The organism is Thermogemmatispora argillosa, from assembly GCF_059696725.1.
This window is the reverse complement of the sequence record NZ_AP019377.1, coordinates 3,312,693-3,334,058: the sequence shown is the minus strand read 5'-3', so window position 1 is coordinate 3,334,058 and position 21,366 is coordinate 3,312,693. Positions and strand designations below refer to the sequence as shown.

Here is a 21,366-nt window from a genome sequence, read left to right as displayed (position 1 = left end):
GCCGGCTGGCCTGTCCTATTTTGGGAGAGTGTGCTGTCATGCTATCACTACCAGTGGAGAGCGTTTACGCCTCCCAGCCTGAACAGAGTGCCAGCTTAGTTGATACGCTCAGCGCGATCGCTGTGCAGCTCCGTGCCTTGCGTACCTTACTGAGCAAGCCGCCGACTCCCGAGCAGGTGTCTAGCGTGGCCCAAGGTCTGGCGCTGATAGAGGAAGAGGTAAGCGCTTTGCTAGCTGAGCTGCGCCTGACGGGCGAGGCTTCCGCCGGCGAGGAAGCGGAGAGCCAGACAGAGCGGTTGGCGGAGGCTCTGGGGCGGCTGGTCGAGGAGCGGGCTGAGGCTCTCGGTGTGGCGAGCCGGGTTCAGGTGACAGGCGAGGCGCGACGGCTCGACCCTCTGATTGCCGTGCTGCTCTATCGTTTGACGCGCGCGGCCCTCGCTGCCGTTGCCCGTCATCGCGCTGTCCATCATCTACGCCTGGCCCTGCACTATGGCCGTGAGAGCCTCCAATTGACTCTCACCGACGATGGCATCGCCTCTGAAGAGGAGGCGAGTTCAGGCGTGGCGGCGCCCCCCTTTGCGCCGGCTACCACTGGCCAGGAGGCGCTAGAGGTGCTGGACCAGCAGCTACGGGCAGCAGGCGGCCGGCTCTCTATCAGTGCCACGCCGGGTCAGGGTCATCAGATCAGCGCTAGTCTACCCTACGAGCGTCCGCCGGGTGCTGGCTTGCCCGCCTTGTCCCCTACGCGCGCTACAGAGACGCCAGCGCAGCGCCTGCGCTTGCTGGTAGTGGCCGGTCAGCCAGTGATGCGCGCTGGTCTGCGCCGTCTGCTGGAGAGCTATCCCGATCTGCAGGTCATTGGTGAGGCGGCTAATGGTATTCAGGCCAGCGGCGAGGCCTTAGAGCTGGGGCCGCAGGTGGTGCTCTTCGATCTTCCGCGGCCTGATGAGCAAGCAATGGAAACGCTGCGTCAGATGAAACAGCTCAGCCCCGATACCCGCATTCTTATCCTCTCTGCCTCCAGTCAACCTGAGCAGCTCGCAGCGGCTCTGCGAGCAGGGGCCGACGGCTACCTGCTCAGGGAAGTGGCTCCCGATGAGCTGGTCCAGGCGATTCGCCTGGTCGCACAGGGCGAAACGATCGTCCAGCCCCAACTTGCGGCCCGCCTGCTGACGCGTCTCAGCCAGCGGACGGAGGGGACCCCCGCCACAACTTCGCTGACCGCGCGCGAACGCCAGGTCTTGTGGTTGCTGGCACGCGGTCTGCGCAACAAAGAAATCGCCCGCCGTTTGCAGGTCAGCGAGCGTACCGTAAACTTCCATCTGGCCAATATCTACCAGAAGCTCCACGTTTCAGGACGCACCGAGGCCCTGAGTCGGGCCTTAGAGGAGGGTCTGCTCTCGCTTGAGGCTCTGACTTCGACTGAGGCGTAGGACAAATGGGGCGGTAAGCGCCGCTTCTCTACAGCCCTGCTCGTCATCGGTCTGATGTGCCCGGGTTCCTCGGGGCGAAACCATCTTCCCAGTCACCTTGTACTCTTGCATGAGAATATGCTATCCTCACCCTGAGACTGGAGGCGACTTTTTAGCGCGGCATGAGAGTCCTTTTCGCCCACCGGGACCGGGAGCATAGGAGGCCAAACCGGCTGCCTCGCTTTTTGCCGCCAGGCCAGACCGCGCGGGCCGCACTGGAAAGGATTACGATGCTGGCATGGCAGAGAGAAAACACCAGAACTGGTTTATTCCCCTGCGTGTACGCCTGCGCAGCGGCAACGAGCCGACACGCCAGGAACGGAGCGTTCATCACGAAACTAACCATGCACGGAGTAGGGCTGCTATGACGACGTTCCCCCCGCTCAATACCTCATCGGAGCGCGAGCGCTCCGCCTTACGGCCTCAGTCCGCCGTATCCTCGGTACCCGCTACAGGCTCTACGAGCGCGTCCAGCCTGCCTGGCCCTGCGACTCAGGACCAGGCGCTGTATACACGCCAGGTCAAGGAGCTGATCCGCCTGGGGAACATGTTGCGCGCTGAGTTGGGTCTTGAGGAGGTGCTCCAGCAAATTGCGGCCTCGATTACCGCTTGCACTGGTTTCCGTAGCGCGGTGATTAAGCTGCTGCAGGAGAATAGCGAGTATCTGAAAGCTGTGGCTTTTGCGGGCATCTCCGCTGAGGATCAGCGTCGCCTCACTGAGCATCCAATGCGGGTGGAGCAGATGCTGCGCCAGATGCGGCCAGAGTTCCGCATCAGTCAGAGTTACTTTATTTCTCATGAGCACATTCATGAGTTTGCCGATGTGACCCTGGTTGGCAATATGCCGCTCAGCGACTATCGGCCCGGTGGCTGGCATCCACTCGACATGCTCATCGTGCCGCTCTATAGCCCTCGCAAGAAACAGCTCGTCGGCTTTATCTCTCTCGACGAGCCGGAGGACGGCCAGATTCCCACGCTTGAGCGCATCGAGATCCTCGAACTCTTTGCGAACCAGGCGGCCATCGCGATCGATAACGCCCAGGTCTTCGCTCAGCAGGAGGCCGAGCATCGTGCTCTGCAGGAGGCCATCGCTGCTTTACAGGCCGATCTGGAGCCGCTGAGCCGTGGCGATCTGCGGGTTCGTCTGCAGGCCCGGCACGCCTCGCTACAGCCGGTGGTGGAACTGCTGAATGCTTCGATCGATCAGCTTCATGCCATCGTCTCCGAGGTGCAGAAAACTACTCGCATCCTTGATGATCAGGTCCATAACTTGCAGCGCAGCACTGAGCTGCTGGTACGCGATGCCGACCAACAGGAGCGCCAGGTCTACCATCTCTCGCATGAGGTCGATCAGTTGACCGCTCTTATCCGCCAGCTAGGCGAGCACGCCGGCAAGCTCACGCAGATGACTTCAGAGGCCCTGGACGTGACGGCTAAGGGTCAGGAGACCGTCGATCGGGCAGTGGAGGGCATTCGTCAGGTGCGTGAGGCTACCATGCAGTCGGCCCGCCTTATGAAGCGCTTGAGCGAGAGTGGACAGGAGATTAACGAGACGGTCACGGCTATTACTGATCTGACGGCCAGTATGAATCTGTTGGCGCTCAATGCGGCTATTGAGGCCGTGCGTGCTAGCGAGTATGGGCAGGGCTTTGCAGTGATTGCTCAAGAGATTCGCACGCTGGCCGTGCGCAGCGCTGAAGCGGCGCGTAAGGTGGCTACCCATATTCGTACAGTACAGCATGAGACGACGGCTATCTCTCAAAGTGTGGAGCGCAATACGCAGCAGGTGATCACTCAGACCGATCTGGTGACGCAGACCGGCATCGAGCTAGATGCCATTCTGACGGTGGCCGAGCAGATCGCCGATCTGGCCGATGTGATCCATGTCGATACGGAGCGCCAGAGCAAAAGTTCGCAGTTGGCTATCGCCTCGGTCGAGGAGATGTCTCGCATGAGCGCGGAGCTTAATGAGCATTTGCAGCGCTGTAAGCAGTCAGTCGATGCGATGGCAGGCTTGACTGAGAGCCTGCGTCGACGTGTGGCTCCCTTCAAGGTGAAGGAAGAATTGTGAAGCAGGCTCGCAGTTAGGCTGGTCCCCTGCCAGGCCGGGCGGGCAGGCAGATACCTGCTTTGGAAGCGGCGCCATCGGGCCAGGAGGAGTGGTCTGGCTCTGGCCCGGCAGAGAATCCAGCTAGCCTGGACGATGATCACTTTAAAGAATTGGGTCCACCTGTGCAGGCGCGCCCTTCCTCAGTCAGGCGTGGCGATACCAGAACTGGTCCCAGGCTTGCCAGAAGGTTGCCGCTGTTGAGACTACCGTCCGCGGCTCGACAATCTCTACTCCCTGCCGCCCCTTAAAGTCGCTCGCCCGATCAGGTGAGGCCAGTTCGACTTTGAAGGTGACCGGGGTTGTGGCTGGCTTGTAGGGCTTGGGCCAGTTGCGTGTACTCAGTGCCCGGGCAACGCCCATTTCGATCAGTGAGCAGGCATCACGGGGCGCCATATGGACTGCAGAGAAGCGGCTCAGGCCGCGCTTGACTTCGGCTGTGACGACCTGTGGGCCGAGCAGCGCCGTCACTTCGCGACAGGTGGCCGCGTCCCCCGAGACGAAGACGGCAGGCACATCCCAGCAGCCAGCGATCGCGGCGAGGATGCCGCTTTCGCCAACACGTGTCTCGTTGATCCAGGCGTTGTACCAGGCCTCGGAAGAGACGGTATGGCAGAGTACCCCGTCAGGCGTGCCGGCCATCGCATGGGCACCCACAAAGAGGATGGCGTCGCAGCCGCGCTCGAAGGCCTCGATGTAACGCGCCCAGGGATGCCCCAGGACATATTGCGCCCCCGACTCCAGACGCTCCGGGAGAAAGCTTTTGAAGTTATAGGCTCCGCCGGCCCCGTGACAGTCCACTACGGTGATTTCTGTGGCCCCGGCAGCGCGCGCTCCGCGCACCGCTGCATTCATCTCCTCGGTATAGAGCCTGCGCGCCTCCTCATAGAGCGGATGACCTGCCGTGACCTGCTCCCACTTCTCAATACAGGCCACTCCTTCCATGTCGCAAAAAATAACAATACGCATAGGGGAAAAAACTCTCTCTCAATTGATGTTGAACCGCTTATACACTCTTATACAGGCCTGCTGTTCGCGCATTGGCTTTCTCTATCTTATATGACGTAGCAAGGCATCAAAAGGCAAAAAAAACAAGGCCACCCCCTACCTTCCTCCGGTCTTCCTCTATCCAGAGATGGGTGAAATCAGGTGTTCTGGCGCTACTCAGCAGGCACCTCTTCCCCCTCGCACACGCAGACTTGCTTAGAGCCGGCGTCGCTGACGTTGAGCGTATTTGCGCTCTAGCTCCTCCAGGCGGCGCCGCTGACGTGGACTTAGCTCATATTCACGATACAGAAGACGTCCGATCTTCCAGCCAAAGTAGCCGCAGATGCTGGCTGCCACCAGAGCAGCCAGAACCATAGCTACCCGCAATAAGGCCCCATTGAGGAAATCAGTGACTGGCGAGCCGATGAGGCGTGCGGCTACAGGCAGAGAGAGGCTGAGCAGGAGACCGACGGTCACGCCCAGGCAGCAGCCCAGCGGACCCCCATTTGTTTCCCCATCTGTGCTAGACGCAGCCGCCGGCGTGGACTGTCCGGCTCGCCCGGCGCCTGCCTCACTGTCACTGGTCTGGGAAGCCGCTCTAGAGGCTGCGGCCTCCCCTGTTGTCTGCTCCTGCCCGACGGCTTCCTGAGCCGCTCCTGCGCTGGGCTGATTCTGGTCATGTTTCACATCCGACATCGCACCCTTCGCTGTCCTCCTTAGAAGGTTCCAAACTGCCGATCGCCGGCGTCGCCGAGGCCCGGCAGGATGAAGCCATACTCGTTGAGGCTCTCATCAAGAGCTGCAATATAAATGTCGATATCTGGATGAGTCTGAGAGAGGCGCAGCAGTCCATAGGGAGCAGCGATAATGCCCACATAGCAGATGCGCGGAATATGCCGCTCCTTCAGAATCGTAATGGCATCAATCGCCGAGCCGCCAGTAGCTAACATAGGATCGACCGCATAGCAGACCTGCAGATTTACAGTACTTGGCAGCCGATTGTAGTACTCCTGGGCCCTGAGTGTACGCTCATCGCGCCGTAAGCCCAGGTGCCAGACTTGAGCGTCGGGGATGACCTCGCGGAACCCTTCGGCCAGTCCCAGGCCGGCGCGGAGGATCGGCGTAATGCCAATGCCGCCAGCCAGACGCTGGCCGGTAGTTTTCTGCAGTGGTGTCTCAACCTCCACCGGCTCCAGCGAGAGCGTTGCCGTAGCCTCATAGGCCAGCAAGGCCCCTATCTCTTTGAGCAGGCGATAGAACTCGGTTGGCGGCGTGCGCTTGTCGCGCAGCGCTGTCATCTTATGGGCTACTACTGGATGGTTCGATATATGTACACGCGGTAGATTGAGCACCTCTTCTCGACGAGGTTGGGGCACTCCCTGCATTGGGAGCACGGGCTGTTCTTCGCGCCGAATACCAACTTCTGTCATCTTGCCTTCTCCTTCATGCTCCTGGCAAAAGAAAAGTGGCCTGTATGGTTGCCTTGATGCCATTCTATCATCCATAATGAAGGGCGTCGAGAGTGTCCCGCCCCGCCCGCCAATTGCCAGCAAGCCGCTCGCTCAGCGGGCAAGAGATACCAGGCTACTGGCCGATCTCTCTGGCAACTGGCCCGGCGGCAAGCCAGCGGTCCTGCTTCACTCACTCATCCACTCAGACTGTCTCCGGCCTGTGTGGTAGACGAACGGCCAGTGTGACCGCCAGGCTGCAGGTTGACCCGCGCCGCGCGTTACCGCGAGCCGGTGACAGCAGGCAGGTGAAGCGAGAGAGACGCCGTGAGCGACTGAGCAGTCAGCATGGCAGCTCGCCATCAGGACGCTCACCATGCTGGAGACAGACCAGGCTGGCCTGATTTAGCTTGGTTTGGGGCCTCGCGATCGATAAGGCAGGCAAGTGAAGACGAGTAGATCACGATAGCTGACCAACTGTGCTATACTAGCCTCATGGTCGTGGGAGTCTGTCAAATCACTTTGCATCTGCCGTCGTGCCACTCGCTGAAGGCGAAACGGCAGGTTCTGAAATCGATCATGGCGCGCGTACGCAATCAGTTCGAGGTAGCGATCGCCGAGGTGGATGGGCATGATCGCTGGCAGATCGCGTACCTGGGGCTGTCCTACGTGAGCACGAGCAGTCAGCACGCCGAAGAGGTGCTTGATCACGTCTGGCGCTTCATCGAGGAGGCACGCCCCGATGTGATTGTGACCGACGCCAAGACCGAGATTATGAGCTGGTGATGGTGATGCCCGCCCCCGCCAGGCTCGCCTCATCGAGCTGAGCAACCGAGAAGTAAACAGGCATGATGTCATCTGTAGAGCACGTGGCGCGCACGCCTAGCCAGAGGCAGGGGGGGAGGCGCTCCGTCTCTGTGCTCGGCGTGCGCATCGATCGCGTTACGCAGGAGGAAGCTGTCACCTTCATTGAGGAGCAGATCCGCCGCCGGCGCGCTAGCGGCAATCGTTTGCCCTGTTGTCAGATCGTCACCGTCAATCCTGAGTTCGTGATGGAGGCGCAGCGCAATCCGGCCTTTCGCCAGGCCATCAATGAGGCAGCTTTGAACGTACCCGACGGCATTGGCGTGGTCTGGGCGACGCGCTACCTGGGTCAGCCTGCTCCTGAGCGCATTACCGGCACCGATTTGATCCCGGCCTTGGCGGAGCGCTGCGCCACCCACGGCTATCGTCTCTACTTGCTTGGCGCCGCACCCGGTGTGGCCGAGGCTGCCGCTGCCCGCCTCTGCGCGCGCTTTCCCGGCTTGCAGATCGCCGGTACCTACGCCGGTTCGCCTGATCCCGCTGAGGAGGAGGCGATTCTGCAGCGCCTGGCCGCCGCTCAGGCCGACTTGCTCTGCGTGGCCTACGGTGCCCCCGCTCAGGAGCTGTGGATCTGGCGTAATCTGTCGCGCTTGCCGGTGGCTGTGGCGATGGGAGTCGGCGGCGCCTTTGATTTCCTTTCGGGCCGTAAGAAGCGGGCACCCCGCGCCTGGCAGCGCCTGGGCCTCGAATGGCTCTATCGCCTCTATCGCGAGCCGTGGCGCTGGCGCCGCATGCTGGCTTTGCCCCGCTTTGCACTGATGGTAATCTTCAAGGGACGAGGAAGGCACTCACAGGCATGATGCAGGAAGAGCTTGACGCCAGCAGGCTTGAGCGCCTGCGTGCTCTTATTTCTTCCTTCGCCGGCAAGCGCGTGCTGGTCATCGGCGATATGGTTGCCGATGAGTATTTGATCGGACGCCCGACCCGCATCGCACGCGAGGCTCCGGTCTTAATTCTTGAGCTGAGCGAAGAGCGCACTATTCCAGGCGGTGCGACCAATGTCGCTGTCAACGCGCGCGCCTTGGGCGCAGAGGTCTTCTTGGCCGGTGTGGTTGGCGATGATGCCCCAGGGGCTCGCCTGCGTCAGGCGATTCGCGATTGGGGCATTCATCAGGAGGGCCTCTTCACTGATCCCAGTCGCCCAACCTCGACAAAGACGCGTATTCTGGCTGGCAGCCCGCAGGTGGTGCGTCAGCACATCGTGCGCCTGGACCGCGTCGATACGTCGGAGGTCACGGAACCCTGTAAGAGCCAGATCATCGCTTATATTCAGCGTATGCTCCCTTCGATGGACGCTGTCATGGTCGCCGATTACGAGAACGGGGTCATTAGTCCCGATATCATCGCCGCCTGCCTTCCCTTGGCGCGTGAGCTGGGTAAGATTATTGTGGTCGATTCGCATGGCTCGCTTTTCCGCTTCCAGGGCGTCACAGCTTTGACCCCTAACCAGCCGGAGGCCGAGGCTACGCTAGGAATGACGATTCATAATGAGGCAGAGTTGAATGAGGCCGGGCGGCGCCTGCTGGAAGGCAGCCAGGCCCGCGGCGTGCTGATCACGCGCGGCAGCGAGGGCATGAGCCTGTTCGAGGTTGGTAAGGAGCCATTGCATCTGCCGGTTTATCGCTTGAATCGCCATAGCAGTGAGGTGGTCGATACCAATGGCGCCGGCGATACGGTGGCCGCCACTTTCACGCTGGCTCTGACCGCTGGCGCTACAATGGCTGAGGCCGCCTTTCTTTCGAATGTTGCCGCCGCCTTGGTGGTGCGTCGCCTCGGCTGCGCCAGCAATACACCAGAAGAGTTAATGGAAGCCTTGCATGAGTAAGCATGGAGAACCCGAGCCGACTAGCGGCGGAGGCAGCAGCTCCTCAGCAGGAGCCGCATCTGCCTCCTATGGTGCCGAAGCGCCCGCGACAGCAGCCGCTCAGGCGAAGATCATGCAGCGCGAGCAGTTGGCCGCGCTGGTGCAGCGACGTCAGCAGTCTGGAGAGCGGGCTGTCTTTACTAACGGCTGCTTTGACCTGCTCCATCTCGGCCATGTGCGCTATCTTCAGGAGGCCCGCGCTCTGGGCGATTTCCTGATCGTCGCGCTCAACAGCGATAAGAGCGTGCGCACTCTCAAAGGACCAGGGCGCCCTGTGGTCCCCCAGGAGGAGCGGGCCGAGATTGTGGCTGCTCTAGCCTGCGTCGACTATGTGACCATTTTTGACGAGCTAACGGCCTGCGAGCTGGTGGCACTCTTGCGTCCAGCGATCTACGTGAAAGGAGGCGATTACGCGGCCTCCTCGGCAACAGGCAATCAGGGCCAGGGCAAGCCTGATGTCACGCGCCTGCCAGAAGCCACGGTAGTCCAGACCTATGGCGGCAGCGTCCGCCTGATCCCATATCTGGCACACCATTCGACAACCGAGCTGATCATGGCTATTAAGCGCCTGCCATGACCACTTTTTCTATCAAATCTTGCTTGTTCTATTATTTTTATTCTATTATGCCTGCTTTCTTTGCGCGCGTTCCCTGGCCGGCTGGCCCACCTTGAGAGGGCCGCCTTTCTTGGGCAGACCAGAGGCCTGGCTCAAGGGATGCTACGTAGTCAGTAGCGGAACGCTAGCCTTGACTCACCAGCCGGCTGTGTTGCGGCCTGCCAGGTAGCCAGGGCTCAAGTTGTAAATCGCACGGAGATAGGATCGATCCAGCCTATGGCAGATTATGAAGCACAGCATTCGAATCATGTAGAAGCAGAAGCAGAGGAACCACAGGCGCAGGGTCACTCTTCAGGTCCAGTGCCGCTGATCACCGTTGGTACACCAGGCACGCCAGCAGCAGAAGGAGAGCTACCGCTACCGGTCGCGGCAGAGCTGGTAGAGCAGCAGAACGAGACTGGTGTCGGGCCCGCGCCTGCGGCAAGCGTCTCGCCCAGCCCTCACGGCCAGGTTGCTCGCGGGGCCTCGCTGGTCATGCTTGGCAACCTGGGCAGCAGCATCATGGGCATGGTGCGCCAGATCGTTATTGCGGCCCTGGGCAAAAGTATCGCCGGGCCATTTTTGGCTGCTAGCGTCTCCATGCAAACGTTTTATGATTTCGTCATTAATGGGGCGGTCGATAAGGCGCTGATCCCCACCTTCAGCGATTATGTTGCCCCCGAGAAGCGCCAGGAGTTTCGTCAGCTCGTCTTTACCCTGGTGAATGTGGTTACACTCCTTATGCTGCTGATCGCCACGGGCTACGCGCTGCTCGCGCCTTTCTTCGTCAACTTTATCGCCCAGGGTTATACGGGGGCCGAGCGAACGCTGACGCTGCATTACTCGCAGATCATCTTCTTCTCTCTAGTTGGTCTTGGGCCATTTTCAGTGCTTTTAGCCGCTCTGTATACCTTGCGCGAGTTTGGTTGGCCCGCCTTCGCGACCGCTGCTTTTCACATAGGGATCATCATCGGCGTCATCGTTGGCGCACTGGTGGGCGAGCAGCACTTTGGCCAGTATGGCATCGCCTGCGGCGTCCTGCTGGGAGCGGCGGGTGAGATCCTCTTGCTTTTACCAGGCATCCGGCGCCAGAAGCTGGGCTACCTTTTCACTTTTCATTTGCGCCATCCGGGCATCCCGCGTATTCTGAAACTGTACGCCCCGGTGGCCGTCAGCTATTTTGTCCTCAATGTCCTGCTGGCTAACTTTGATTTGCATCTGGCCTCGCTGACACCAGGCGATGGGGCAGCCAATGTCACTGCTTTGCAAAATGCTACTCGCCTGCTCCAGTTTCCAGTTGGGCTGGTGGCCTCCGCTCTGGCCTTTTCGATTCTGCCCCTGCTTTCGGTTCAGGCCAATGCAGGTGAGGAGGAGCAATTTAAAGAGACGCTGATGGCTGGTATCCGCCTGGGTTTGCTGGTCATGATCCCGGCGGCGCTGGGGCTAATTATCCTACGTCAACCGATCTGCGATCTCATCTATCGCCACGGTCGCTATACCCAGCACGATACTATTCTGGCAGCGACAGCCCTGCAAAATTACGCTTACCAGCTCCCTTTTGTGGCGGTTGATCAGCTACTGATGGCTGCTTTCTTTGCTCGCAAAAACACCGTTGTACCGGTTGCCGTGGGCTTCATTACGATTCTGGGTTACCTGGCCGTTGCTTTGCCGGGATACAGCACCATCGGCATGCCCGCCCTGGCCTTTGCCAATACGGTGCAGAATTCCTCGCATGCGCTGATTCTGCTCCTGATCTGGCGGGTACAGCATGGCTCTCTACGCCTGCGCAAGACCTTGCCAGCCTTGGGGAAAATCTTGCTGGCCGCCACCATTATGAGCATTACCGCCTGGCTACTGCAGATGGGATTAGGGCATTTGCCGCTCTTTTCGCCGGCGACGACGTTAGGCGCCTTCTTGACGGTAGCCGTCACTGGTGGGCTGGCTGTCGCAGTCTATTTTGCCTGCATTCTGGCGCTGCGGGTTGAGGAGATCCACCTGCTCACCAATGCTGTGATGGCCAAACTGGGGAGGAAATAAGATCCCCTCTCCTCCTCCTTACCTAACTGGCGAGCCTTGCTCAGCTCTGTCGCCCTGGCGGCCAGTCACAGTGCCTATGGCAGAGGAATGCCCCCAGACCGAGCAGGCTCGCCAGTTTTCCCAATCGCTCGGTTTTCTCGGTTTCCACCTCGGGGAAAGAGCCTTCTCCGCAACTCAGCCAGTCAATGCGCCAGAACCAGTAGCGTCGGCAGGCTTCAGGTCACATAGATGCTGCCCGCGCGCCAGGTATCGACGGCATGCTCAACGGCCCGAATATAGGCCTTCTCGTCGTTGTGATCGGCAGCCGGGGCATACTTCGGAATGATCTGTTCAACGGTCACAAGTCCCCACTGGGCGACATAGAGATTGCGGATCAGCTTGTACCACTGGAGGAAACCATCCTCCCAGCTATACATGATGGCGAAGCCGTGGCCGTCAGGGCTGGTACAGGGGCGAGTGGGAATGCAGCGGATATTGCCGAGCGATTTGGTCTCGCGCGCTACTCCCTGGGTGCCAAAGGTACTTTCATGCATAAAGAAGGCCAGCGCGTAGACGGGGTCAATGCCATACTGCACTCCATAATCGTAGAGGGCCTTGCCCTTGCCAGCGGCAGGCGAATGGTAGGCAGCCAGCACTTTATTAATAAAGTCGGCGGTGATCGTTGGCTTCCCCAGAACCGAGTATGGACCCGGATGAGAGGGAATGCTTTGCTTGGGAGGCAGTGGCCCGGTGCTGGTCTCCCAGGTGTTGAAGGCGTCGAAGGAACCGCCAATCTGCACGGGATAGACCTGACCAGGTACCGTGACAAGATTGAGATGAGCGCTCCTTTCATACAGGATGGCGCTCAGCATGACCAGTAGGCCAAGCACAACAGTGGAGAGGCAGAGTAAAAAGGGCCCAAGCCAATGCCCGTGCGCTCGTAGCAGCCCGGGAGCCGGAACAGGGCGGCTCTCGGGTAATTCAATGGTGGTCACCGGTGTCGGTACACGTCCCCGCCTATACGGTGGCTCCGTGACTCCCCCACCGTCCGAGGGCAGGATGCGCGTCGCCCTGCGCCGCGGCGGCTCAAATAAGAGCGGTTGTTCTTCTGATCGGCTATTGCGTCCGTAGCTGCTCCCGTTCGCCATGCACAGGCCTCTTAGAACTTTTGTTCGTGTCTTGCAATGCGAAGATGCGGTTATTGTAACACAGCATTCCGCATGGATGCAAGGCGTGACTGCATGCTTTGCAGTGATGGGTTGACATCTATTTGTACTGGTCCTGGCATTAGAGAGCATACCATAGACAGGCTAAAAATGCCAGTTGAGGCCCTCGATTACACGGGATGAGAGTCACTACTTTCAGGTAACATGTGCCCTGGCCGTCGCTGTCAGTAGGATTGCTGATAACTAGAGACGCGCCTCCACCGTACTTCCACTAGGAACCTCGCATCGCAGCAGCAAAAGCATTGCTGCCTGAGCTTGCACGAGCCTGCCTGCAAGAGATCAGGAAGTCAGAGGCAGGCGCCTGCCGAGGCTGGCTCAGGGTACGGTGGATGGAAGGGAGAGAGCGCGAGGGAGCACATTTGTACAGGAGGAGAGGAAAGAGGGAAACGGTGCTGGAATTACTCGGTTCTATTGGCGGTATTGTTCTGATCGACCTGGTGCTCAGTGGCGATAACGCTCTGGTCATTGGCGCGGCGGCGGCCCGCTTGCCACGACGAGAGCGCTGGCTGGCTATTCTGGTGGGAGGCGGTGGCGCGGTGGTCCTGCGCATCCTTTTTGCGATTGCCGCGACTCTGCTACTGACAGTGCCACTTCTGCAGGCGGTGGGGGGAGCAGTGCTTCTTTACATCGCGATTCATTTGCTGGTGGAGCGGATCAATCATTCAGCCGCGGAGGCAAGGTCAGGCAGTGCTCATGGCTCCGCACAAGCTCAGCAGGCTCAGGCCGGCGCGACCGCGGGAGAAGGTACACATTCCCTGTGGCAGGCCCTGCTTACGATTATTATCGCAGATGCTACGATGAGCCTGGATAATGTGATTGCTGTTGGGGCCCTGGCTCACGGCAATCTGCTCTTGCTGACGGCAGGTATTCTGTTGAGTCTGCTCATCCTGCTCTTCGGAAGCGCTTTGGTCGCGGAGCTGATTGGACGCCTTCCCTGGTTGCTTGATTTGGCGGCGCTGGTTTTGGGCTGGACGGCAGGACACATGATCTTGGGCGACCTGCGCCTTGGGCCTTTCTTGAAGCAGGTCTGGTGGAGCGAGTACGCCATCTACGCCGTCTGCCTTGGTCTGGTGCTGGCCGTCGATATCGTGCTGCGCCTGCGCTCCCGTCGCTCTCCTTCAACGTCTCCTACTCATTCTTCTCCATCTGCAACACAGGCAGGATCGCAGCCTACTGTAACAGGGGCCTCCCGAGATCAGGCGTTGCCCCAGAGAGGAACCAATGAACGATCTTAGTGAGAAGGCGCTGACCCGCTTAGGGGAGTTCTATGAGCAGTATGGCTATGCCGCCGCGCTCTTGGGAGCCTTGAGTGAAAATACTGCTCTGCTGGGTTTGCTGCTGCCGGGTGGCTCGCTGGCTCTGCTGGCAGCCTTTCTGGCTCGCACTGGTCAGCTTGATATCGTGGGGGTGTTCTTCTGTGTCTGGCTAGGCACCGTGCTCGGCTATCACTGCGACTATCTGCTAGGACGCTGGTTGTTGGCCAGAGCTTTGTTTCGCCGTCTTCCCGGCTCGCTTGATCGGCGCTGGCGCCTGGCTGCTCGCCTGCGGCTGGCCAGGCGCTGGCTTCAGCGGCATGGCGGCAAGGCGATCTTGCTCTCCCACCTGGTTGGTCATATGCGCTCTTTGACTGCTATGAGCGCCGGCATGCTGGCCATGCGCTACCGACGCTTTTTGCTGTGGGAGCTGCTGGCCGCCGGCTTGTGGAGCTTGCTCTACTGCGGCCTCGGCTACTTGCTGGGGAGCGAGTACGCTCTGTTGAGCCGCTGGCTTCAGGGCAGTGGTTGGGCTGCTCTCTTACTATTGGCAGGGATTGGTATGGCCTGGCTCTTCTTCCAGCGTCTGAGCCAGCGTAACCGGCAGGGCCGCGGGAAGAGACGGGTAGTCTCACGCTCTCCGGTCGAAACCGCAACTCGTCTGCCTTGATCAGCAACCAGGTCTATTGAGGTTCGTCCCACCATACCAGCGCCGCAAGGCGCTCTGCTTGCCTCTCTTGCTGTCTGTAGACCTCTGGCGCTCTCCGGAGGGGCCCCTCCCTGTGGCAGCCTCGCGCTGGCTAGGCCGCCCTTTTCAGGAGCGATAGCTTGCTGCGTCTCTCCAAGTAGACTATAATGAGAGCACAGACAGACCGCACCAGCCAGCCAGGAGCGGGGCCGTTGCACGAGAGGAGCGGTGGTATGCACGTCAGCGAGCCGGCCGAATATGCCATTCTGGGGCTGCTGGAGGCGCGCCCCATGCATGGCTATGAGATGTTCCAGCACTTCCAGGGCGGTACCCTGGGCCAGATTGTCCATCTGGAAATGAGCCAGATGTATGCCTTCCTTAAGAAGCTGGAGCGGCTCAACTATATTGCGGCGGAGCTGGAGCCGCAAGGCTCGCGTCCCCCACGCAAGGTCTTTCATCTCACCTCCGCTGGCAGGGATTATTTCCGGCATTGGTTGACGGAACCAGTCGAGCGCCCGCGCGATATTCGCATCCTTTTTCTGCTGAAGCTGTATTTTATTCGGCATGTCCTACCGGAAGAGATGCCCGCTCTGATCGAGCGTCAGATTGCCGCTTGTCAGGCCTTTCTACGCCATCTTGAAGAGCTGCAACGGGGGCAAGAGCAACGCGCTCCGGCCCAGGATCTGACGTTTTTCGATCGCGTCGTGCTCCGCAGCCGCATTCACCAAACACGCGCCCTCATTGCCTGGCTCCAAGAGCTGCAGCACGATTGCAGCCTTGTAGGTACATCTTCATAAGGACGAGCAAGCTGTCGGCAGTTGTGGCCAGCCAGTCCCATTTCACGCTTGCTGCTGGCACGCCAGGGAGAGCGGAGCGCGATCTGAGGCCCCGTCTCCTCGCTGCCTGTGCCACCTTCTTTCATTTGACGCCCCTCCTCAGCTATGCTACTATCTCTAATAACCAGATCTCAACCTTCCGTTGACCTCTCTTTCTTCCGCGCCTTTGATGCGCGAAAGATGTGGAAAGCGAGATGAATTGAATCAGCCCGGCAGTCCTGATATGACATGATCAATGAGGTTAGCAATGCAGCTCTTTATGGTGACGGCCAGTAGCGAGACGGCAGCCTTGCAGGGGCTGGCGACGCTGTCCAAGTATCTTTTCACTACTGGCCTTTGTATGATCGGCGTTATGACAGCGGCCTATCTCTGGTATACGATCGGCACGGCGCGCCTGGCGAAGCAGGTGATGAGCCAGGCGCAGCGTCAGCGGAACAAAGGCCAACGGTCAGCTCACGGCTCCAGGCAGGCTGCCGCTGTCGCCGCAGTAGATGGTGAAAGCAGTGTCGCTACGCTGGTACGCGATGAGGTCATTCTTCATGAGCAGCCCGACGGCGAAAAGCCGATCCCGCTGAACCGCAGTTTGATCGCCATCGGGCGCATTGGCACGACAGTTGGTTGGTTCGCGACGCTGACGCTGGTCCTCTCGCAAGTGCTGCGCACCGTCGTGACGGGCCATGCTCCCTGGAGCAACCTTTTTGAGTTCAGCGTCAGCTTTACGGCGGCCCTGCTGCTCTGCTATCTCATTTTCGAGGCCCGCTTCCATGAGCGTGTGCGCGCCTGGGGCCTTTATGTTTGTTTGCTCTCGGTCGTGACGCTGGCCATTGCCATTTACGTTGGCACGACCTATAACCTGATCACTGGCTCGTCGCAACTGATTCCGGCTCTGCAGGATCAGCCCATTCTGACATTGCATGTCTCGATGGCCATCTTCGCCTACGCCCTCTTTAGCGTGGCCTTCGGGACCGGCGTGATTATCTTGCTTCAGGGCGGCAGTGGTCAGCGCATCGCCTGGCTCCCCTCTGCGGAGGCCGCTGACGAGCTGGGCTACAAGGCGGTGATCATCGGCTTCCCCTTATTGGCACTCAATTTGATCCTGGGCGCCTACTGGGCTAACTACGCCTGGGGCCATTTCTGGAGCTGGGACCCCAAGGAAACGTCGGCCCTGATCACGTGGCTGATCTACGCCGTCTACCTGCACGCGCGCGGCATCCGCGGCTGGCGCGGCAAGCGCATTGGCTGGCTGCTGGTCATTGGCTTCGCCGCCACGCTCTTCACCTACTACGGTGTGAGCTTCCTGGTGCCCAGCCTGCATAGCTACGCGAAATAGCAACAGGTCACGGCGCGCTTGGCGCAGCACGGCCACGGCATGGAGTGCGCTGGGTAAGGTGTCGCTGGGTTGGCTGCCATTCCCCAGCCCTGCCACCCACTCGCTCCGATCTCGCGCCAGTCGCGCTCAGCTGAGCGCTGTTTCACTGCTGAGCTTCGCCCGGCAGGCTCTTCAGAGAAGCTCGCGCGCGAGCAGCAGCCGATAGCGCGGATTATAGGCCTTGTCGCAGAGACTACACGAGACGGGACGGCTGTAGCGGCGTGCGCGCGGGTATTCCTTGCCGCAGTTGGGGCAAACATAAATATAGCGCAGAGGCGCTCGCGCCCGTCGAAGCTGTTCACGGCGGGCGCTTTCTTCATGGAGCAGCCGTCTTAGCTCTTCCAGATCATAGCCGGTGATTGCGGCCTCGTCGGCGGCAATGGAATCATAGCCATGATGGCGATGGCGCCGTGGGGTGCCGCGCACGCGGTCGGCGAGGTGAATCAGCTCGTGAGCGACCGTGACCTCAATGGAACGTGGCTGCATATCCGGCTCAATGAAAATGCAGTGCCGATGACGCGGCGGCTCGCTGGTCACGGCAACCGGACGAGACAGCGGCCCCTCGCTAAAGCCGGGCAGAGGTAGCATTGCACTGGCGCGCCGGCCCTCTGGCTGACCAGGCTTGCCACTAGCCCGGTCGGCTACTGAAGAGCTGACCTTCCCCGTGAATTGGAGGTAGCAATAGCAGCCGAGTACCATAAAGTTCAGCCGCTTCCCTGTCCAGCGCTGGTACTCACGACGATCCTGGGTTAGCGCCAAGAGCGCTAGCTCACTCTCTGGCAGTCCTAAGCGCTGCCAGTAGTGCCAAAACCAGCGCTCCACCAGCGGTGTGGCGTGCAGAATGGGACCGGCTTGCACAGGTGGAAGGGCTGGCAAGCCGGGCTTGCGTCTCGCAGCCATATGATTCCGTTGCCCTTAAAGTTTGCTTCGCGTCACATTCAAAAGGCCGGCTCGCCTGCTCATGTTCCGCAGCGCCGTTGCTGTCTCCTTTCACCCAAAGAGGCCGGAGAGCTCGCCGTGAGCGGTGAAAGCGAGCCATAGCTGACATCGTAGTGGAAGAGTTCATAAGCCAGTCCAGCCAGGCTCCAGGCAGCGTGAGGCCCCCTCACTGTCAGCACGAGAGGAGAACTGTCCGCCTTTGACTTGACTGGGCTCGACTCGACTTGCTCTGTCCTCTTCTTGCTGCTCTCTTGCCGTCTCTCTGCCGGCAGAGTCTGGCGGTCAGCCTTTGCCCAGTATAGCAAGGGGAGCCGAGGGCTGCAAGTTTCCCTGTCCAAAAACACAGGGTAGGGCCGGTCAGTCCGGTCCTACCCCTGTTTCAGCATGGGAGGGGAGGAGCGAGCAATAGGAAAGGCTCGCTCCTCACATCTTCGCCCTTTCAGTCAGGCCGTCGCCTTTGCCCCGACAAGGCTGCGAGCAGCCTCATAGATGCGCTGGACGCTGGGAATGACAGCGTTCTCCAATGGTTCCGAGAAGGGGATCGGCACATCGGGCACAGCCAGCCGCTGGATCGGCGCTTTCAGAGAGCTGAAGGCGCTGGCCTGAATGCGAAAGGCAACTTCACCCGTTAATCCATAGCTCATATAATCCTCGTCGACGATCAGGACCCGGCCAGTCTTGCGGGCCGAGGCGATTAGCGTGGTCTCATCGAGAGGCACAAGCGTGCGCAGGTCAATGACCTCTGCCGAGATGCCCTCCTGGGCCAGGCGTTCGGCGGCCTTCAGACTGCGAGCAACCATCAGGCCAGCCGCGATGATGGTCAGGTCCTGCCCTGGCCGACGAATGGCGGCCTGCCCGAAGTCGACCGTGTAGCGCTCCTCGGGGACCTCCTCCTCTTCGCCTTCGAAGGGTAGGAAAGGTAGGCCCGTCAGTAGCTTGTGGCCAAAGATGATCACCGGGTTCGGATCTTCAAGTGCCCGTAGCGTCAGGCCCTTGGCATCGTAGGCCGTGGCAGGCACCACGATTTTGAAGCCCGGCAAGTGAGCGAAGAGACCATAGAGTACCTGCGAATGCTGGGCTGCATCGCCGTAGCCGCCCCCGACAGCAGTGATCACCGTCACGGGCATCGGCACCTGTCCCCCAGACATGTAGTGGTTCTTGGCCATGTGGTTAAACATCTGATCGAAGCCGGCCCCGCAGAAATCAACAAACATCAGAGAGACCACCGGGTGCAGACCGACCGAGGCCGCGCCGACCGCCATGCCCATAAAGGTCTGCTCTGTGATTGGCGTATCGACCACCCGCGCCCGGCCATACTTCGGGAAGAGGCCCATTGTAAAGCCAAAGACAGCCCCCCAATAGGTGACATCCTCTCCCAGGACCACCAGGCGCTCATTGTGAGCCATTTCTTGATCAATGGCCTCGGCGATGGCAAAGGCCAGCCCTCTAAGCTTTCTCATCGGAAGACCCCCATGAGAGCCTCTTTCGGCTCTGGCAATGGACTGTTCTCTGCAAACTGAATGGCCGCTTCCGCTTCGCGCTGGGCCTCTTCTCGCAGCCGCTCCAGCGTCGCATCATCGGCCCAACCCAGCATTTTGAGCCGTTCACCCAGGCGCGGAATGGGATCGAGGGTTCGCCAGCGCTCAACCTCTTCGCGCCTTCGGTACTCCTCAGCATCGCCTTCAAAATGGCCGCGGTAGCGATAACAGAGCGCCTCAATGAGAGTTGGCCCCATGCCTTGGCGCGCTCGCTCAATGGCTGCTTTTGCTGCGCGGAAGACATCGATGACGTCCATTCCATCGACGACATACGAGGGGACATTGAAACTCTGGGCGCGCTGAAAGTGATGGGTTGTGGCGAGGGCGGCCCATTTCGGGGTTGAGTCCGCGTAGAGATTGTCTTCAATCACGATCAGCAAGGGCAATTGGAAGAGGCTGGCCACATTCAAGGTTTCGGCAAATGTTCCATGATTGGCCGCACCCTCACCGGCAAAGGCGACAGCCACATGGCGCTGACCGAGCTGGCGGAAAGCAAAGGCCGCCCCCGCCGCCTGGGGAAAGGAAGCTCCCACAATGCCGCTGCAGGCGAAGCGTCTGGCCGTGTCGAAGAGGTGCATGTGACCCCCCTTGCCACGGCAGAGACCGTCTGCTTTGCCGAAGATTTCAGCCGCCAACCTCTTTGGCTCAACCCCCTTGGCCAGGGCGTGGTGATGAGGCCGATGGGTACTTACGACCACATCGCCCTCCTCAAGTAAGGAGCAGACCCCAACGGCTACCGCTTCCTGCCCAACAGCAAGGTGCATCTCACCCCGAATCGGCCCCGCAGCCATATTGAACTCGGGTGCTTTGCCAAGGTAATAGCGGTCAGCAATGAGGTTCTCAAAGGAACGAATGAGAAAGAGCTGTCGATAGGCCCGACGTAACTGGTCCGCATCAAGCCCAGCTTGCGCAACAAGATACTGGAGGTCCTGCGGGCTGGGTTCAGGCTTGATCATGGTCACCTCCTTCGGTTGAAGGGGAGGCGCTACGTGTACACAACTACGCGACATTTGCCGCGCCGCTCCCGGCTGCGGAGGAAAAAGGCCCGAGGATAGCTTGTCTGGCAGGACCACTTTGGCGCAGGGGAGAGAGCCACATCTCAGTTAGACGCTCGCCCTCCTTTCCCTCCCCTCCTCTTCTCTTCCCCGCTCCTCGCGAGCGAGCTGACTCCGGCTCAGCTTTGTCTGGCTGTTTGCCTGCTTCAACTCTACTCGATGCCTGGTGAAGCTGTCAAGGTAAAGAAAGAGCTGACCTGCTAAACATTGACAGGCCTTCTCATGAGCAGTAAGATGAGGCACACGGCACAATTAATCACTCAGGTTGTCACCCAGATGGCGCAACTGTCCTCGGATCTCCGCCCCTGTAAGGAGTACCCGTATGTCTTTCCAGGTCTTCATCAAAACAGAGAAACCCTTGCATCAACTCGCCAGCGAGATAGGTACGCTGCTCTCCCTGCCTCCCTTCAAGCGACAGCGAAGCCGCGACGTGCTCTATTATCAATTTGAAATGCTGGGCATGCTCATTCTCATCCATTACCTTGATGAAGAAGAGCGAGCGCCGGAGGTACTCAGCTATCCCTATGTCTTCACTCTGCAGTTCGCTTTCACAGAGCATGATCTTGACACCGATGATCTGGAGTACCGTCTGCAGCCCTACTATGCACGCCTGCTCAGCTTTCACCTGGGAGTCGAAACGGCCTATCACGAGAAGCAGCGGCTGAACCAGCGCTGGCGCGTTCGCTACCACTTCTGTCGCAAGAATCCAGACTGGAAAGGAGACATTCTTTACGGGGAACCCGGCTGGCAGCCGGCAGTGATCGAGGAACCGCCGAGTGAGTGGCGCAATCAGCTTCTCCCTGACTAAGCCCTGCCTCCTCTCCACCCGGCCCATTTCCTGTTTTCCTTCTCCGCTACCGCTCGTGCGCTTGTTGACAAGAGAGTTACTGAATCAGAGTGCTCAGACGAGATTGAGCGAGTGATACGCTGTCGGTCATAACAGCGTATCAAGCCATCTCGCGCTGCCAGCGCTGGTCAGATAGGAGGCTACGATGCCCTTCCCCTGGCCCCTTGCCCTAAGCGGCCCCATCATGTTACAGTCTTTAGCGAGAGCGGTTGCTGCCGCTGCCGCCCTGCTTGGCAGTCAACTTGCGAGCACGGGCGTACGC

Annotated in this window: 19 protein-coding genes; 12 read left to right on the top strand and 7 right to left on the bottom strand. The window is 59.8% G+C overall.

Annotated features, from left to right (window positions below):
- The first annotated feature begins 38 nt into the window (after nucleotides 1-38).
- Together AC6H1L_RS12975 and AC6H1L_RS12970 are read left to right on the top strand one after the other, a co-directional pair.
- Nucleotides 39-1,433 carry a LuxR C-terminal-related transcriptional regulator gene (locus tag AC6H1L_RS12975; RefSeq protein ID WP_497597913.1) on the top strand — a complete coding sequence of 465 codons (1,395 nt, stop codon included), beginning with the start codon at nucleotides 39-41 and terminating at the stop codon, nucleotides 1,431-1,433.
- Nucleotides 1,434-1,710: 277 nt separating this feature from the next.
- Nucleotides 1,711-3,543, top strand: a complete 1,833-nt coding sequence (locus tag AC6H1L_RS12970; protein ID WP_497597912.1) for a methyl-accepting chemotaxis protein — start codon at nucleotides 1,711-1,713, stop codon at nucleotides 3,541-3,543.
- A 183-nt stretch (nucleotides 3,544-3,726) separates the two neighbouring features.
- Here AC6H1L_RS12970 and AC6H1L_RS12965 read toward each other — a convergent pair whose 3' ends face one another.
- The 3 genes from AC6H1L_RS12965 to upp all read right to left on the bottom strand — a co-directional run bounded on the left by AC6H1L_RS12965 (nucleotide 3,727) and on the right by upp (nucleotide 5,951).
- Complete coding sequence (locus AC6H1L_RS12965; protein ID WP_497597911.1) at nucleotides 3,727-4,548, bottom strand: M55 family metallopeptidase; 822 nt, start codon at nucleotides 4,546-4,548, stop codon at nucleotides 3,727-3,729.
- 234 nt (nucleotides 4,549-4,782) lie between these two features.
- Nucleotides 4,783-5,262: a hypothetical protein gene (locus tag AC6H1L_RS12960; protein ID WP_497597910.1), complete on the bottom strand. Its 480-nt coding sequence runs from the start codon at nucleotides 5,260-5,262 to the stop codon at nucleotides 4,783-4,785.
- Nucleotides 5,263-5,282: 20 nt separating this feature from the next.
- A complete protein-coding gene (upp, locus tag AC6H1L_RS12955; RefSeq protein ID WP_497601549.1) occupies nucleotides 5,283-5,951 on the bottom strand; it encodes a uracil phosphoribosyltransferase in 669 nt (222 codons plus the stop codon).
- Nucleotides 5,952-6,509: 558 nt separating this feature from the next.
- Here upp and AC6H1L_RS12950 point away from each other — a divergent pair.
- The 5 genes from AC6H1L_RS12950 to murJ all read left to right on the top strand — a co-directional run bounded on the left by AC6H1L_RS12950 (nucleotide 6,510) and on the right by murJ (nucleotide 11,374).
- On the top strand, nucleotides 6,510-6,800 hold the full coding sequence (locus tag AC6H1L_RS12950; protein WP_497597909.1) for a DUF503 domain-containing protein: 291 nt from the start codon (nucleotides 6,510-6,512) through the stop codon (nucleotides 6,798-6,800).
- 62 nt (nucleotides 6,801-6,862) lie between these two features.
- Nucleotides 6,863-7,678, top strand: a complete 816-nt coding sequence (locus AC6H1L_RS12945) for a WecB/TagA/CpsF family glycosyltransferase (RefSeq protein WP_497597908.1) — start codon at nucleotides 6,863-6,865, stop codon at nucleotides 7,676-7,678.
- Nucleotides 7,675-8,703, top strand: a complete 1,029-nt coding sequence (locus AC6H1L_RS12940) for a bifunctional heptose 7-phosphate kinase/heptose 1-phosphate adenyltransferase (protein ID WP_497597907.1) — start codon at nucleotides 7,675-7,677, stop codon at nucleotides 8,701-8,703. Before AC6H1L_RS12945 ends, AC6H1L_RS12940 begins: the two co-directional genes overlap by 4 nt.
- 112 nt (nucleotides 8,704-8,815) lie before the next feature.
- Nucleotides 8,816-9,319: an adenylyltransferase/cytidyltransferase family protein gene (locus AC6H1L_RS12935; RefSeq protein WP_497601548.1), complete on the top strand. Its 504-nt coding sequence runs from the start codon at nucleotides 8,816-8,818 to the stop codon at nucleotides 9,317-9,319.
- A gap of 255 nt (nucleotides 9,320-9,574) precedes the next feature.
- Nucleotides 9,575-11,374, top strand: a complete 1,800-nt coding sequence (gene murJ, locus AC6H1L_RS12930; RefSeq protein WP_497597906.1) for a murein biosynthesis integral membrane protein MurJ — start codon at nucleotides 9,575-9,577, stop codon at nucleotides 11,372-11,374.
- Nucleotides 11,375-11,589: 215 nt separating this feature from the next.
- Here the strand turns inward: murJ and AC6H1L_RS12925 are convergent, their stop codons facing one another.
- The gene (locus AC6H1L_RS12925; protein ID WP_497597905.1) at nucleotides 11,590-12,501 is read right to left on the bottom strand and encodes a glucosaminidase domain-containing protein; all 912 of its coding nucleotides are present in this window, start codon (nucleotides 12,499-12,501) and stop codon (nucleotides 11,590-11,592) included.
- Nucleotides 12,502-12,968: 467 nt separating this feature from the next.
- Between AC6H1L_RS12925 and AC6H1L_RS12920 the strand changes: the two genes are divergently transcribed.
- The 4 genes from AC6H1L_RS12920 to ccsB all read left to right on the top strand — a co-directional run bounded on the left by AC6H1L_RS12920 (nucleotide 12,969) and on the right by ccsB (nucleotide 16,686).
- Entirely contained in the window at nucleotides 12,969-13,814 is an 846-nt protein-coding gene (locus AC6H1L_RS12920; RefSeq protein ID WP_497597904.1) for a YjbE family putative metal transport protein, read from the top strand.
- Nucleotides 13,801-14,502 (top strand): DedA family protein, encoded by a 702-nt coding sequence (locus tag AC6H1L_RS12915; RefSeq protein WP_497597903.1) that lies wholly within the window; start codon nucleotides 13,801-13,803, stop codon nucleotides 14,500-14,502. The genes AC6H1L_RS12920 and AC6H1L_RS12915 overlap by 14 nt, the downstream gene beginning before the upstream one ends.
- 251 nt (nucleotides 14,503-14,753) lie before the next feature.
- The gene (locus tag AC6H1L_RS12910) at nucleotides 14,754-15,317 is read left to right on the top strand and encodes a PadR family transcriptional regulator (RefSeq protein WP_497597902.1); all 564 of its coding nucleotides are present in this window, start codon (nucleotides 14,754-14,756) and stop codon (nucleotides 15,315-15,317) included.
- 286 nt (nucleotides 15,318-15,603) lie between these two features.
- Nucleotides 15,604-16,686: a c-type cytochrome biogenesis protein CcsB gene (gene ccsB, locus AC6H1L_RS12905; RefSeq protein WP_497597901.1), complete on the top strand. Its 1,083-nt coding sequence runs from the start codon at nucleotides 15,604-15,606 to the stop codon at nucleotides 16,684-16,686.
- A 171-nt stretch (nucleotides 16,687-16,857) separates the two neighbouring features.
- Here ccsB and AC6H1L_RS12900 read toward each other — a convergent pair whose 3' ends face one another.
- From AC6H1L_RS12900 to AC6H1L_RS12890, 3 genes are all read right to left on the bottom strand, one after another.
- Nucleotides 16,858-17,625: a hypothetical protein gene (locus AC6H1L_RS12900; RefSeq protein WP_497597900.1), complete on the bottom strand. Its 768-nt coding sequence runs from the start codon at nucleotides 17,623-17,625 to the stop codon at nucleotides 16,858-16,860.
- A gap of 482 nt (nucleotides 17,626-18,107) precedes the next feature.
- A complete protein-coding gene (locus tag AC6H1L_RS12895; protein WP_497597899.1) occupies nucleotides 18,108-19,124 on the bottom strand; it encodes an alpha-ketoacid dehydrogenase subunit beta in 1,017 nt (338 codons plus the stop codon).
- The gene (locus AC6H1L_RS12890; protein ID WP_497597898.1) at nucleotides 19,121-20,158 is read right to left on the bottom strand and encodes a thiamine pyrophosphate-dependent dehydrogenase E1 component subunit alpha; all 1,038 of its coding nucleotides are present in this window, start codon (nucleotides 20,156-20,158) and stop codon (nucleotides 19,121-19,123) included. Before AC6H1L_RS12890 ends, AC6H1L_RS12895 begins: the two co-directional genes overlap by 4 nt.
- Nucleotides 20,159-20,579: 421 nt before the next feature.
- Here AC6H1L_RS12890 and AC6H1L_RS12885 point away from each other — a divergent pair, with 421 nt between their 5' ends.
- The gene (locus tag AC6H1L_RS12885; RefSeq protein WP_497597897.1) at nucleotides 20,580-21,065 is read left to right on the top strand and encodes a hypothetical protein; all 486 of its coding nucleotides are present in this window, start codon (nucleotides 20,580-20,582) and stop codon (nucleotides 21,063-21,065) included.
- Nucleotides 21,066-21,366: the final 301 nt, after the last annotated feature.

Bases quoted from the DNA above. Each gene is read 5' to 3' on its own strand.
- AC6H1L_RS12915 (WP_497597903.1), top strand. From the start codon at position 13,801: ATGAACGATCTTAGTGAGAAGGCGCTGACCCGCTTAGGGGAGTTCTAT.
- ccsB (WP_497597901.1), top strand. From the start codon at position 15,604: ATGCAGCTCTTTATGGTGACGGCCAGTAGCGAGACGGCAGCCTTGCAG.
- AC6H1L_RS12890 (WP_497597898.1), bottom strand. From the start codon at position 20,158: ATGATCAAGCCTGAACCCAGCCCGCAGGACCTCCAGTATCTTGTTGCG.
- AC6H1L_RS12975 (WP_497597913.1), top strand. From the start codon at position 39: ATGCTATCACTACCAGTGGAGAGCGTTTACGCCTCCCAGCCTGAACAG.
- AC6H1L_RS12885 (WP_497597897.1), top strand. From the start codon at position 20,580: ATGTCTTTCCAGGTCTTCATCAAAACAGAGAAACCCTTGCATCAACTC.
- AC6H1L_RS12945 (WP_497597908.1), top strand. From the start codon at position 6,863: ATGATGTCATCTGTAGAGCACGTGGCGCGCACGCCTAGCCAGAGGCAG.
- upp (WP_497601549.1), bottom strand. From the start codon at position 5,951: ATGCAGGGAGTGCCCCAACCTCGTCGAGAAGAGGTGCTCAATCTACCG.
- murJ (WP_497597906.1), top strand. From the start codon at position 9,575: ATGGCAGATTATGAAGCACAGCATTCGAATCATGTAGAAGCAGAAGCA.
- AC6H1L_RS12925 (WP_497597905.1), bottom strand. From the start codon at position 12,501: ATGGCGAACGGGAGCAGCTACGGACGCAATAGCCGATCAGAAGAACAA.
- AC6H1L_RS12895 (WP_497597899.1), bottom strand. From the start codon at position 19,124: ATGAGAAAGCTTAGAGGGCTGGCCTTTGCCATCGCCGAGGCCATTGAT.
- AC6H1L_RS12900 (WP_497597900.1), bottom strand. From the start codon at position 17,625: ATGGCTGCGAGACGCAAGCCCGGCTTGCCAGCCCTTCCACCTGTGCAA.
- AC6H1L_RS12910 (WP_497597902.1), top strand. From the start codon at position 14,754: ATGCACGTCAGCGAGCCGGCCGAATATGCCATTCTGGGGCTGCTGGAG.
- AC6H1L_RS12940 (WP_497597907.1), top strand. From the start codon at position 7,675: ATGATGCAGGAAGAGCTTGACGCCAGCAGGCTTGAGCGCCTGCGTGCT.
- AC6H1L_RS12935 (WP_497601548.1), top strand. From the start codon at position 8,816: ATGCAGCGCGAGCAGTTGGCCGCGCTGGTGCAGCGACGTCAGCAGTCT.
- AC6H1L_RS12965 (WP_497597911.1), bottom strand. From the start codon at position 4,548: ATGCGTATTGTTATTTTTTGCGACATGGAAGGAGTGGCCTGTATTGAG.
- AC6H1L_RS12960 (WP_497597910.1), bottom strand. From the start codon at position 5,262: ATGTCGGATGTGAAACATGACCAGAATCAGCCCAGCGCAGGAGCGGCT.
- AC6H1L_RS12950 (WP_497597909.1), top strand. From the start codon at position 6,510: ATGGTCGTGGGAGTCTGTCAAATCACTTTGCATCTGCCGTCGTGCCAC.
- AC6H1L_RS12970 (WP_497597912.1), top strand. From the start codon at position 1,711: ATGGCAGAGAGAAAACACCAGAACTGGTTTATTCCCCTGCGTGTACGC.